This window comes from Cryptosporangium arvum DSM 44712 (assembly GCF_000585375.1).
GTDB lineage: Bacteria > Actinomycetota > Actinomycetes > Mycobacteriales > Cryptosporangiaceae > Cryptosporangium > Cryptosporangium arvum.
Genome location: NZ_KK073874.1, coordinates 2,538,526 through 2,551,299, shown reverse-complemented (window position 1 = coordinate 2,551,299; position 12,774 = coordinate 2,538,526). Strand labels below are relative to the sequence as shown.

Genomic DNA, 12,774 nt, shown 5'->3' with positions numbered 1-12,774 from the left:
TGGACACGCGCCCACCCTAGGCGTTCCCGCCGCGAGCCCGCGGACGCCGTCCACAGGCCTGCGGCGCCGCGTCAGCAGCGACCGACCTGCCGGCACTTCTCGATGTTGGCCAGGTGCTGGTTGTAGTTGCTCGTGAACGACGAGTGCCCGTCCTTGGACGTCACCACGAAGTACGTCCAGTCGCCCGGCTCCGGGTTGGCGGCGGCCTTCAGCGCGGCGTCACCCGGGTTGCCGATCGGCGTCGGCGGCAGGCCCTGGACCCGGTCGACGTGCGTGCTGTAGTTGTTGTCCGGGTCTTTCAGCTCGGCGTCGGTGACGATCTTCTTGCGGCCCTTGCCGGTGATGATCAGCCAGTACTGCGTCGTCGAGTCGAACTGCAGGTAGGTGAGCGCACCGGTCTCCTGGCTGAGCCGGTTGTAGATCACCCGGGACACCTTGCCGAAGTCGTCGTCGATGCCTTCCTGCTCGATCAGCGACGCGATCGTGAGCATCTCCCACTCGGTGACGCCGAGCTCCTTGGCCTTCGTGGCGAGCTCGTCCTTGGTCGCGGCCTGTACGGCCAGCTTGACCATCTCCTGCAGCAGGCTCTGCGCGGTCTCCTTGCCGGTGAGCTCGTACGTCGACGGGAACAGGAAGCCCTCGAGCACCAGCTTGTCGGGGCTCGGGCCGCCCCACTCGGGCACGCCGAGCGCGGCCGGGTCCTTCACCGCCTCCTGGAAGTCCGTCAGCGGGATGTCGGTGGCCTTGGCCAGCAGCGGCAGGATCTCCACCACGGCCAGGCCCTCGGGGATCGTCACCCGGGGCCCGCTCTCCCGGTTGTTCCGGTCCATCAGGACCAGCAGCGCGTCCTCGGCCTTCATCTGCTTTTTGAGCTTGAAGTTGCCGGGCTGCAGCCTGGACGTGGAGTCGGGGTTGTCGGCCGCGGCGTTGACGAACGCCTTCGCGCTCGCGACGACGTCGTTCTCGAACAGCGTGTTGCCGATGTCGGTGACGTTGTCGCCCTGGTTGATGACGATCATCACCGAGCCGTTACCCGGACCCGGGTAGTCGTCGGCGGTGAAGAAGTCACGCACCTTGGTGACGCCGTACCAACCACCGAACGCGAGCCCGCCGAGGACCGCGACCACGACCGCCAGAGCCACTAACGTCCGGCCGCCGCTGCGTTCCTTCTTGCGGCGGTGGCGTCCGGGATTGCCCGGGCCGTAGCCGCCGGACTCATCCGTGAACGGCACGAGGTCGAGGTCGTTCACGGTTGATCCGCACTCCGCTCCGCGTCCAACCAGGCCTGGAGGATGAGTACCGCGGCGGCCTGGTCCACCACGGCTCGGTGCTTCTTCCCGCGTACGCCCCTCTGAGAGAGAGTACGTCCCGCGATGACCGTCGTCAGCCGTTCATCGGACAACTCGATCGGCACCGGATGCGGAGAATCACCTAGCCGTTCGGCCAATAGGGCAGCGTACTCACGGGCTGCCACCGCTGCCGCACCCTCGGCTCCGGAGAGCGAGCGGGGCAGGCCGACGACGACCTCGATCGCCTCGTACTCGGCGACCAGGGCCACGATCCGGTCCAGGTCGGTTCCGGAACGCTGGTCCCGGCGAACCGTCTCGACCGGGGACGCCAGGATGCCGGACGGGTCGCTCGCCGCGACACCGACCCGCACGGAACCGACGTCGACGCCGATCCTGACACCACGTTTCACGGGTGTGAACCCCGAGAGCGCTTCCACATCACAAGATTGTGCCCTATCGGCCCTCCGGGCCTGGTCCGCCAGGGCAAACCAGGCCCGAATCGGGGCTCAAGCAGACGCCACCAGCTCGGAAATCGACGCGAGCACCGTCGGCGCGGCGTCGGCCGGCACACCGCCGCCCTGCGCCAGGTCGTCGCTGCCACCACCGCGGCCCGACAACGCGCCCTTCACCAGCGCGGACGCCGAGATCCCGCGGTCGCGCGCGGCCTGGTTGACCGCGACGACCAGCGACGCCTTGCCGTTCGCGCGCGCGGCCACGGCCACGACACCCGGACGGTCGGCCGCCAACCGGCCGCGGATCTCCTGCGTCAACGACCGCACGTCGTTGCCGGCCGTACCCTCCGGCGCCTCGACCGCGACGACCGCGACGCCCTGCACGTCCAGGGCCCGGGACGCGATGTCACCGGCCCCGCTGAGCACCGCGGCCGCACGCAGCTTCTCCAGCTCGCGCTCGGCGTCACGCAGCTGGGCGACGACCGACGCCACCCGGTCGGGCAGCTCGTCGGGCTTGGCCTTGAACTGCTCGGCCAGCTTCGAGACCAGCAGGTGCTCCTTCGCGAGGAACCGGAACGCGTCCAGGCCCACCAGCGCCTCGACCCGGCGCACACCGGATCCGATCGACGCCTCCGAGAGCAGCTTGACGACGCCCAGCTGCCCGGACCGCGCCGCGTGGGTGCCGCCGCACAGCTCGCGGGCGTACTCGCCGACCTCGACGACACGCACCTCGTCGCCGTACTTCTCGCCGAACAGCGCCATCGCGCCGATCCGCCGCGCCTCGGCCTGCGACGTGATGAACGCGCGCACCTCGAGGTCGTCGAGCAGTACCGCGTTGACCTCGTCCTCGACGTCGGAGAGCACCGACTGCGGCACCGCGCCCGGCGTGTTGAAGTCGAACCGCAGCCGCCCGGGCGCGTTCAGCGAACCGGCCTGGGTCGCGGACTCGCCGAGCGCACCCCGGATCGCGGTGTGGATCAGGTGCGTCGCGGTGTGCGCGCGCGAGATCGCCCGGCGGCGGTCGACGTCGATCGTCGCCAGCACCGGGTCGTCGACCTTGATCTCCCCGTCGACGACGGTGCCGCGGTGCACGTACAGGCCCGGCAGCGGCTGCTGGACGTCGAACACCTCGAACTTGCCGCCCGGCGTGACGATCACACCCTGGTCGGGCTGCTGGCCACCGCCCTCGGCGTAGAACGGCGTGGCGTCGAGGACGACCTCGACCTCCTCGCCCTGGCCGGCGCCGCCACGTACCGCACCGTCCTTGCCGACGATGCCGCCGATCCGCCCCTCGCGCTCCACCTCGAGATAGCCGGTGAAGTTCGTCGGGCCGGTGCGGTCGAGGATCGAGCGCAGCACCGAGGTGTCGGCGTGGCCGGTCTTGCGCGCCAGCGCGTCGGCCTTCGCCCGCTGCCGCTGCTCGGACATGAGCCGGCGGAAGCCCTCTTCGTCGACGGTGAGGCCCTGCTCGGCCGCCATCTCCAGGGTGAGGTCGATCGGGAACCCGTAGGTGTCGTGCAGCTGGAACGCCGACGCGCCGGAGAGCTGCGAGCCCCCGCCGGACTTGGTCGAGGCGACCGCGGTGTCCAGGATGGTGGTTCCCGAGCGCAGCGTCGTGCGGAACGCGTCCTCCTCGGCGTACGCGTACCCGGCGATGCGCGTGTAGTCGGTCTCGACCTCCGGATAGGACGCCTTCATCGCGTCGCGCGCCACCGGGAACAGCTCCGGGAACGACGGGTCCTCGTAGCCGAGCAGACGCATCGAGCGCACCGCGCGGCGCAGGATGCGGCGCAGGACGTAGCCGCGGCCCTCGTTGCCGGGGGTGACGCCGTCGCCGATCAGCATCAGCGCGGTGCGGACGTGGTCGGCGACGACACGCAGCCGCACGTCGTCGGGGTTGGGGTGCCCGTCGTGCTGCTCGTGCGCCGGGTAGCGCTTGCCGGAGAGCGCGGCCGCGCGGTCGAGGATCGGGCGGACCTCGTCGACCTCGTAGAAGTTGTCGACGCCCTGCAGCAGGAACGCGACCCGCTCCATGCCCATGCCGGTGTCGATGTTCTGAGCCGGCAGGTCACCGAGGATCGGGTAGTCGGTCTTGCCCTGCCCCGGCCCCCGCTCGTACTGCATGAAGACGAGGTTCCAGAACTCCAGGTACCGGTCGCCGTCGGGCTCGACCCCGGGGGTGTTCACGTACTCGGGGCCGTACTCCGGGCCGCGGTCGATCAGGATCTCCGAGCACGGACCGCACGGCCCGGGCACGCCCATCGACCAGAAGTTCGGGCCCTTGCCGAGCCGGATGATGCGCGACTCGGGAACGCCGACCTCGGTGTTCCAGAGCCGGTAGGCCTCGTCGTCCTCTTCGTAGACCGAGACCCACAGCTTCGACTCGTCGAAGCCGTACCCCCCGTCGGCGATCGAGTTGGTGACCAGCTCCCAGGCGTAGCGGATCGCTCCGTCCTTGAAGTAGTCACCGAAGCTGAAGTTGCCGTTCATCTGGAAGAACGACCCGTGCCGGGTGGTCTTGCCGACCTCGTCGATGTCGAGCGTCCGCACGCACTTCTGGACGCTCGTCGCTCGCGGGTAGGGCGGGGTCACCTGACCGAGGAAGTACGGCTTGAACGGCACCATCCCTGCGTTGACGAACAGCAGGTTGGGGTCGTCGGCGATCAGCCCCGCGCTCGGGACCACGGTGTGGCCACGGTTCGCGAAGTGATCGAGGAAGCGTTGCCGGATCTCAGAGGTCTTCATCGCCAGGTGTCCGTCGGTTCCGATAGGGGGTATTCCGTCCCGACACTATCTCTCGCCGGGACGGGAAGGCGCTGCCCAATTAGGGCGCGCGGTGGGCTCCGCCTTCCGCGGTGCCTTCCTGCAGGGCGCGGGTCAGCTCGACCTCGTGCTCGGCCATCGCGACGCGCGCGTCCTCGAGGAAGTCACGCACGGAATCCAGCAGGCCGATCGCCGAGCCGCGGGCGGAGTCGGCCAGCCCCTTGGGGCTGTAGGCCTCCGCCGTCCGGCTGATCTTCCGGACGACGAGGATGCCGACCGCGGCGCCGACGCCGATCCAGAACAGCCGCCGCATCAGGCGCCCCTCCGCCGCTTCTTCAGCTCGTCGCGGATCTCGCGCTCGACCTCGGTGGCCTTGCGCGCCCGCAGCGCGGACCGCACGCCGTAGCTGAACGCCGCGGCTTTCACCAGCGGGCCGGACACGGTGGCGCCGAACAGGGTCGTGACCTGGGCGATGCTGCCGGTCACGGCGCCGACGTGGTCGGTGAGCGTGTCCACCTTGTCGAGCTGGTGGTTCACACCGCCCAGCGTCTGGTTCACGCCTTCGACGGTCACGTGGGCGCTGGCCAGGATCGGCACCGCCTGCTCGGTGATGTCGGTGATGGCCTTCGTGGCCGCGTCGACCGTGCGGCCGAGCTTGATCAGCGGCACGGCGAGCGCACCGACCAGAAGGACGAACGCAACGGCGGCGATGATGGCCGCGATTCCGCCGAGAGACACCGGCGAGTCTCCTTGGGTGAGTGGGCGCGGGGTGAACAGACCCTACCGCCTGCGGCGATCACGCTCGGCGCAGGGACCTCGCGCGTCGCTTCAGGATGGGTCGGTCTTACCCCGAATCACGGATCTGATGCGGTCGAGGCGTTCGGCGATCGGGCGTTCGACACCGCGCCGGGTCGGCCGGTAGTAGTCGCGGCCGACCAGCTCGTCCGGCACGTACTGCTGCGCCACGACGCCGGCCGGGTCGTCGTGCGGGTACCGGTAGCCCTGTCCGTGGCCGAGTGCCTTCGCGCCCGGGTAGTGCGCGTCGCGCAGCGCCGGCGGCACGGTACCGGTCTTACCCGCGGCGACGTCGCCGAGCGCGGCGCTGATCGCGGTGGTGACCGCGTTCGACTTCGGAGCGGTGGCGCAGTGCACGACCGCGTGCGCGAGCGTGAGCTGGCCCTCGGGCAGGCCGATCAGCTGCACGGTCTGGGCCGCGGCGACCGCGGTCTGCAGCGCGGTGGGGTCGGCCATGCCGATGTCCTCGCTGGCGAAGATCATCAGCCGCCGGGCGATGAAGCGCGGGTCCTCCCCCGCGGTGAGCATCCGCGCGAGCCAGTGCAGCGCGGCGTCGACGTCGGAGCCGCGCATGCTCTTGATGAACGCGCTCGTGACGTCGTAGTGCGCGTCGCCGTCGCGGTCGTAGCGCACGGCCGCCTTGTCCACCGCGGCCTCGGCGGTCGCCAGGTCGATGTCGGCGCGTGCGGCGGCCAGCGCGGCGTCGGCGGCGGCCTCCAGCGCGGTGAGCGAGCGCCTGGCGTCGCCGGCGGCCAGGCGGACGAGGTGGTCCTCGGCCTCCGGCGCGAGCGTGACCGCGCCGCCCAGGCCGCGCTCGTCGGTCACCGCACGGTGGAGCAGCTCGCGGATGTCGTCGGCGTCCAGCGGCATCAGCGTGAGCAGCAGCGAGCGGGACAGCAGCGGCGCCACCACCGAGAACGACGGGTTCTCGGTCGTGGCCGCCACCAGCGTGACCGTGCGGTCCTCGACCGCGGCCAGCAGCGAGTCCTGCTGGGTCTTGGAGAAGCGGTGCACCTCGTCGACGAACAGCACCGTGTACACCCCGCGGCGGCGCTCGAGCTTGGCCTGCTCGATCACCGCGCGCACGTCCTTCACCCCGGCCGACAGCGCGCTGAGCGCGACGAACCGCCGGGAGGTGGCCCGCGAGACCAGGTGCGCGATCGTGGTCTTCCCGGCGCCCGGCGGACCCCAGAGGATCACCGAGAGCGGCGCGTCGCCCTCGACCAGCCGACGCAACGGGGAGCCGGGTGCGAGCAGGTGCCGCTGCCCGACCAGCTCGTCGAGCGTCCGCGGGCGCATCCGCACGGCCAGCGGCGCGTGCGGGTCGACGCGGTCGGCGTCCACCGCACCCGCGATGCGCGCCGGGCGCGGTGGGGGCGCGACCGGAGCCGCCGGGTCCTCCGCGAGCCCGTCGAACAGACTTTCGGTCTCCACGGTCCCGACCCTATCCGCGCCCCCGGCCGCCCCGGCGGACAGCCACCGCGCGAAGCGGGACATCCCGGGAACTACGGTGCGGGCGCCACCCGCGCACCGTACCGTCGGGTAACCAGTGGCCGGTGGCAACGTCGCCAGGAGTCCCAGTGTTCGCGCGTCTCGGGCGGTTCTGCTATCGCCGCCGCAAGCTCGTCGTGGTGCTCTGGCTGCTCGTGTTCGTCGCCGGCATCGCGAACACCGGCCGGGTCACCGACCGGCTCGGCGGTGGCCAGCAGGCGTCGGAGTCGATGGAGTCGGTGCTCGCCGCGCGGCTGCTGGCCGATCACTCCGAGTTCGGCGGCCGGGTCTCCGCCGTCGTCGACGGGGCCCCCGTGGAGACGCTCGAGACCCCGATCGCCGACGCCCGCGACGACCTCGGCCGCACGGACGGCGTGGGCCGGGTCCTCGACCCGTTCTCCCCGCAGCTCCCCGAGCAGGGCCGGGCGCTGTTCGTCGCCGACGACCGGAACGCGGCGCTGATCGTCGTCGACCTGAGAAGGGACCTGTCCGTCGACGCGCAGCACCGCATCGAACAGGCGATCGCCGATCGCCTGCACGCGATCCCCGGCGTGCGGGTGACGGTCGGCGGACCGGCGCTGCTGCAGCGCGAGATCAACGAGCAGACCCGCCGCGACACCGAGAAGGGCGAGCTCATCGCCCTGCCGCTCACGCTGCTCGCGATGGTGGCGATCTTCGGCGGCGCGGTGGCCGCGGGCATCCCGATCGTCGGGGCGCTGGCGTCGATCGCCTGCGGCATGCTCGTGATGCTGGGCCTGCTGCGGCTGATGGACCTGGACCCCAACGTGCTGTCGGTGAGCACGGTGCTCGCGCTCGGCCTGTCGATCGACTACGCGCTGCTGATGGTCAACCGGTTCCGCGAGGAGCGGTACGCCAAGCGCACGGTGCCCGCGGCGATCGAGCGGACGGTCGCGTCGGCGGGGCGCACGATCACGTTCTCCGCGCTCACGGTCGCGCTCTCGCTGGCCGGCCTGTTCGTGTTCCCGAGCCCGATCTTCCGCGGCATCGGCGCGGCCGGCGTCGGCGTCGTGCTGTTCGCGTTGCTCGCCGGCGTGACGCTGGTGCCGGCGCTGCTCGGGATGACCTCGCGGCGCGTCGGCGTCGGCAGGCACCGCCCGGAGCGCCCGAGCGACGACGGCACGTTCGCCCGCCTGGCCCGGCTCACCCGCCGCCGCCCGCTGGTCGCCACCGTGCTGCTCACCGCGACGCTCCTGGCCACCGGGCTGCCGTTCGCGTCGGTGACGTTCGTCAACAGCAGCGCGAACCTGCTGCCCGAGGGCTTCGAAGCGCGGCGCTTCGCCGAGATCACCGCCGACCGGTTCCCCGGCCAGGACGCGCCGCCGATCACGGTCGTGGCGAGCACCAGCCGCGGCGAGTTGGCCCTCTGGGCGGCGCGGCTGCCGGGCGAGTACGACGGCATCGCCCGGGTCATGCCCCCGACCCAGGTCACCGAGGGCCTGGCCAGCATCGACGTCGTGCCGGAGGCGAGCGGGCACGACCGGATCGGCCGGCGGCTCGTCGGCGAGATCCGGGCCGACCGACCACCGTTCCGGATCTGGGTCACCGGCGAGACCGCGGTGCTCGTCGACTTCCTCGCCGAGGTGCGCCGGTACGCGCCGTGGGCGGTGACGCTGATGGTCGTGGCGACGTTCGTGCTGCTGTTCGCGATGACCGGCTCGCTGCTGGTGCCGATCAAGGCGCTGGTGATGAACGTGCTGTCGCTCGCGGCGTCGTTCGGGGCGCTGAAGCTGATCTTCCAGGACGGGCACCTGCACGGGTTCCTGGGTTTCACGCCCACCGGCGGGTTGGAGCCGTTCGTCCCGGTGCTGGTGTTCTGCTTCGCGTTCGGGCTGTCGATGGACTACGAGGTGTTCCTGCTCGCACGCATCAAGGAACTGCGTGACGCCGGAATGGACAACGACCGCGCGGTCGAGATCGGACTGCAACGGTCGGGGAAGATCATCACGTCGGCGGCGCTGCTGATGATCATCGTGTTCGCCGGGTTCGCGGCCGGGCGGATGCTCGCGATCAAGGAGCTGGGCGTCGCGATGGCGATCGCGGTGGCCGTCGACGCCACCGTCGTGCGGTGCCTGCTGGTACCGGCGACGATGGCGCTTCTCGGCGAGGCGAACTGGTGGGCGCCGAAGCCGTTACGGCGCCTCCACGAGCGGTACGGGCTCCGGGAGGCGCCGCCCGACGAACGTCAGGCCTTCGACGGTTTCCCGTCGACGCCGGCCTCCTTGCGCTGACGCGGGGAGATCGGCGCCGGGGCACCGGTCAGCGGGTCGCCGCCGGAGCCGAGCTTCGGGAACGCGATGACGTCGCGGATCGAGTCCACGCCGGCCAGCAGCGCGCAGAGGCGGTCCCAGCCGAGCGCGATACCGCCGTGCGGCGGCGCGCCGTACTTGAACGCCTCGAGCAGGAAGCCGAACTTGCCCTGCTGGTCCTCCTCGGTCAGGCCGAGCACCTGGAACACCCGCTCCTGGACCGACCGGTCGTGGATACGGATCGAGCCGCCACCGATCTCGTTGCCGTTGAGCACGATGTCGTAGGCCCAGGCCAGCGCCTCACCGGGCGCCTCGTCGAACCGGCCGATCCAGTCGGCGTTGGGCGAGGTGAACGGGTGGTGCACGGCCGTCCACGCGCCCTGCGCGCCTTCGACGCCGATCTCGCCGCCGCCGACCGGCTCGAACATCGGCGCGTCGACGACCCAGAGGAACTCCCAGCGGGACTCGTCGATCAGCCCGCAGCGGCGCCCGATCTCCAGCCGGGCCGCGCCGAGCAGCTCGAGCGTGCCGGAGCGCTCCCCCGCGCCGAAGAACACCGCGTCGCCGGGCTTCGCGCCGACCGCGTCGGCCAGGCCCGCCAGGTGCTCCTCGGAGAGGTTCTTGGCCACCGGGCCGCGGGTCTCGCCGGTCTCGGCGTCGAACAGCACGTAGGCGAGGCCCTTCGCGCCGCGCGCGCGGGCCCACTCCTGCCAGCCGTCGAGCTCCTTGCGGGTCTGGGCCGCGCCGCCGGGCATCACGACCGCACCGACGTGCGCGGCCTGGAACACCCGGAAGCTCGTCCCGGCGAAGTACGAGGTCAGGTCGACGAGCTCGTTGCCGAATCGGACGTCGGGCTTGTCCGAGCCGTACCGGGTCATCGCGTCGGCGTAGGTCAGGCGCGGCAGGGGCAGCGGGATCTCGTACCCGGCCACCTCGCGCCAGATCGCCGACACGACCGCCTCGCCGACCTCGATCACGTCGTCCTGGGTCACGAACGACATCTCGATGTCGAGCTGGGTGAACTCCGGCTGCCGGTCGGCGCGGAAGTCCTCGTCCCGGTAACAGCGGGCGATCTGGTAGTACCGCTCCATCCCGGCCACCATCAGCAGCTGCTTGAACAGCTGCGGCGACTGGGGCAGCGCGTACCAGGAGCCCGGCTGCAGGCGCGCGGGCACCAGGAAGTCGCGGGCGCCCTCCGGCGTCGAGCGGGTCAGCGTCGGCGTCTCGATCTCGACGAACTCGCGCTCGCCGAGCTCGCGGCGGGCGATCGCGCTGACCTGGCTGCGCAGCCGCAGCGCCGCGGCCTGCTGGGAACGGCGCAGGTCGAGGTAGCGGTACTTGAGGCGGGCCTCCTCGCCGACCTCGCCTGCGGCCTGGCCGTCGATCGGGAACGGCAGCGGGGCGGCCTCGCTGAGCACGGTGAGCTCGTCCGCGACGACCTCGATCGCACCGGTCGGCAGGTCGGGGTTCTCGTTGCCCTCCGGCCGGGCGCGGACGGTGCCGGTGATGCGGACGCAGTACTCCGACCGCAGCGCGTGCCCCTCCTCCTCGCGCAGGACGACCTGGACGTAGCCGGAGGCGTCCCGGAGGTCGACGAAGATGACCCCACCGTGGTCACGGCGGCGGGCCACCCACCCGGAGAGGGTGACGGTCTGCCCCGCGTGCTCGGCGCGCAGCGCGCCGGCCTTATGGGTGCGGTAGGTGGTCACGACAGGAGCTCCTTGACGGTGCGGGCGAGATCGGTCAGCGGTACGGCCCGCTGCTCGGCGGTGGTCAGGTCTTTCAACTGCGCGGTGCCGTCGGCGAGATCGCGCTCGCCGAGCACGACCGCGTAGCGGGCACCGGAGCGGTCGGCGGCCTTCATGGCGCCCTTGAGGCTCTTGCCGCCGAACGCGAAGTCGGCGGCGACGTTCTCGTTGCGCAGCTCGGTGAGCAGCTGAAGGCCCCGGCGGCGGGCTTCGTCGCCGAGCGGCACCACGAACGCCCGGACCTTTGCCTGCGGCTCGCCGACCAGACCCTCGGCGCGCATCGCGAGCAGCGTCCGGTCGACGCCCACCGCGTAGCCGATGCCGGACACGTCCGGCCCGCCGAGCTCCTTGGAGAGCCCGTCGTAGCGCCCGCCGCCGCCGATCGCCGACTGCGCACCGAGTCCGTTGTGGACGAACTCGTACGTCGTCTTCGTGTAGTAGTCCAGACCGCGGACGAGCCGCGGCGCTTCCGTCCACGTGATGCCGAGGTCGCGCAGGTGCTCGCGGACCTCGTCGTAGTGCTTCTGGCAGTCGTCGCAGAGGTGGTCGACCATCAGCGGGGCCTCGGTGAGCTGGGCGGCCACCTCGGGACGCTTGTCGTCGAGCACCCGCAGCGGGTTGAGGCCGGCGCGCCGGCGGGTCTCCTCGTCGAGGTCGAGCCCGGCCAGGAACTCCTGGAGCTTCTCGCGGTACTGCGGACGGCAGCCGGCGTCACCGAGCGACGTGAGCTGCAGTTCGTAGTTCGTCAGGCCCAGCTCGGCGAACCCGGCGACCCCGAGCGCGACGACCTCGGCGTCCAGCGCCGGGTCGTCGACGCCGAGCGCCTCCATGTCGACCTGGGTGAAGTGCCGGTACCGCCCGGCCTGCGGCCGCTCGTAGCGGAAGTTCGACCCGACCGCGTACAGCTTCACCGGCAGCTGCCCGGCGTACAGCTTGTGCTCGATGAACGCCCGCATCAGGCCCGCGGTCAGCTCCGGGCGCAACGTCAGCGACCGGCCGCCCCGGTCGGTGAACGTGTACATCTCCTTGCTGACGACGTCCGTCGACTCGCCGACGCCGCGGGCGAACAACGCGGTGTCCTCGAAGACCGGCGTCTCGATGTAGCCGTAGCCGGCCCGGCGCAGCGGTGCGGTGAGGGCGTCCCGGACCGCGAGGAACGTCGCGGAGTCGGGGGGAAGGGTGTCGAAGGTTCCCTTCGGAGCGGTAAAGCTGGTCACAGTCCGGTCCTCGGAAGGTCAGTTGCCACTTGCAGCAGATAGGGGTTCATGGCGCGCTCGCGCGCGATCGTGGTGTCGGGGCCGTGGCCGGGCTTCACCACGGTGGCGTCGTCCAGCGGCAGCACCACGTTCTTCAGCGACTCGAGCATGGCCTGGGCGCTGCCGCCGGGCAGGTCGACCCGCCCGATCGAGCCGGCGAACAGCAGGTCACCGGAGAACAGCACCGGGGCGTCGGGCGTCCGGACACCGAACACCAGTGAGCCCGGGGTGTGGCCGGGGGCCAGCGTGGTGGTGATCTCCACCCCGGCGAGCGTGATCGTCCCGCCGTCGGCAAGCGCTTTGACGTCGCTCGGCTCGGTGTACTCGAGGCCGAACATCGGGGTGCCCTTCGGCGCCCCGATGTAACTCCACGGGTCGGCCAGCTGGTCGGCGTCGGCCGGGTGGATGTAGGCGGGAATGTCCTTCGCGCCGCAGACCGGAGCCACCGAGAACGTGTGGTCGATGTGACCGTGGGTGAGGATCACCGCCGCCGGATGCAGCCGGTGCTCGGTCAGGACGTCCTCGAGCTGGTCGACCACACCGATCCCCGGGTCGATGATCACGCACTGCTCGCCGGCCGCAGGGGCGACGATCCAGCAGTTGGTGCCGAGCGCGGGGGCCGGAAATCCGGCGATGAGCACGAGAGTCCTTTCTTCGGGCCTGTTTGTACCAGCCTACCGATGGTGATGGCCGGGGACCGACCGCGTTTCTCT

General features: G+C 71.3%; 10 protein-coding genes. 1 reads left to right on the top strand and 9 read right to left on the bottom strand.

What is annotated here, in order from left to right:
- Window positions 1–71: 71 nt before the first annotated feature.
- The 6 genes from mltG to CRYAR_RS11905 all read right to left on the bottom strand — a co-directional run bounded on the left by mltG (window position 72) and on the right by CRYAR_RS11905 (window position 6,733).
- On the bottom strand, window positions 72–1,250 hold the full coding sequence (mltG, locus tag CRYAR_RS11930; protein WP_035850604.1) for an endolytic transglycosylase MltG: 1,179 nt from the start codon (window positions 1,248–1,250) through the stop codon (window positions 72–74).
- Window positions 1,247–1,699 carry a Holliday junction resolvase RuvX gene (gene ruvX, locus CRYAR_RS11925; protein WP_084701844.1) on the bottom strand — a complete coding sequence of 151 codons (453 nt, stop codon included), beginning with the start codon at window positions 1,697–1,699 and terminating at the stop codon, window positions 1,247–1,249. The genes mltG and ruvX overlap by 4 nt, the downstream gene beginning before the upstream one ends.
- A 96-nt stretch (window positions 1,700–1,795) precedes the next feature.
- Window positions 1,796–4,486 carry an alanine--tRNA ligase gene (gene alaS / locus CRYAR_RS11920; protein ID WP_035850602.1) on the bottom strand — a complete coding sequence of 897 codons (2,691 nt, stop codon included), beginning with the start codon at window positions 4,484–4,486 and terminating at the stop codon, window positions 1,796–1,798.
- 79 nt (window positions 4,487–4,565) lie between these two features.
- On the bottom strand, window positions 4,566–4,817 hold the full coding sequence (locus CRYAR_RS11915; RefSeq protein WP_035850601.1) for a hypothetical protein: 252 nt from the start codon (window positions 4,815–4,817) through the stop codon (window positions 4,566–4,568).
- On the bottom strand, window positions 4,817–5,242 hold the full coding sequence (locus CRYAR_RS11910; protein WP_035850600.1) for a DUF948 domain-containing protein: 426 nt from the start codon (window positions 5,240–5,242) through the stop codon (window positions 4,817–4,819). Before CRYAR_RS11910 ends, CRYAR_RS11915 begins: the two co-directional genes overlap by 1 nt.
- 90 nt (window positions 5,243–5,332) lie before the next feature.
- A complete protein-coding gene (locus CRYAR_RS11905; RefSeq protein ID WP_035861885.1) occupies window positions 5,333–6,733 on the bottom strand; it encodes a replication-associated recombination protein A in 1,401 nt (466 codons plus the stop codon).
- A 146-nt stretch (window positions 6,734–6,879) separates the two neighbouring features.
- Between CRYAR_RS11905 and CRYAR_RS11900 the strand changes: the two genes are divergently transcribed.
- Window positions 6,880–9,039, top strand: a complete 2,160-nt coding sequence (locus CRYAR_RS11900) for an MMPL family transporter (RefSeq protein WP_051570056.1) — start codon at window positions 6,880–6,882, stop codon at window positions 9,037–9,039.
- Here CRYAR_RS11900 and aspS read toward each other — a convergent pair.
- From aspS to CRYAR_RS11885, 3 genes are read right to left on the bottom strand one after another with little or no spacing between them, the layout of a single operon-like run.
- Window positions 8,994–10,766, bottom strand: coding sequence for an aspartate--tRNA ligase (gene aspS, locus CRYAR_RS11895; RefSeq protein ID WP_035850598.1), 1,773 nt, complete (start codon window positions 10,764–10,766; stop codon window positions 8,994–8,996). The two genes, CRYAR_RS11900 and aspS, sit on opposite strands and share 46 nt — an antisense overlap.
- On the bottom strand, window positions 10,763–12,022 hold the full coding sequence (hisS, locus tag CRYAR_RS11890; RefSeq protein ID WP_035850597.1) for a histidine--tRNA ligase: 1,260 nt from the start codon (window positions 12,020–12,022) through the stop codon (window positions 10,763–10,765). The genes aspS and hisS overlap by 4 nt, the downstream gene beginning before the upstream one ends.
- Window positions 12,019–12,702, bottom strand: coding sequence for an MBL fold metallo-hydrolase (locus CRYAR_RS11885; RefSeq protein WP_035850595.1), 684 nt, complete (start codon window positions 12,700–12,702; stop codon window positions 12,019–12,021). Before CRYAR_RS11885 ends, hisS begins: the two co-directional genes overlap by 4 nt.
- Window positions 12,703–12,774: the final 72 nt, after the last annotated feature.

What these genes read in the sequence shown, in the direction of transcription:
- alaS (WP_035850602.1), bottom strand. Translation starts at nt 4,486, where the DNA reads ATGAAGACCTCTGAGATCCGGCAACGCTTCCTCGATCACTTCGCGAAC.
- CRYAR_RS11915 (WP_035850601.1), bottom strand. Translation starts at nt 4,817, where the DNA reads ATGCGGCGGCTGTTCTGGATCGGCGTCGGCGCCGCGGTCGGCATCCTC.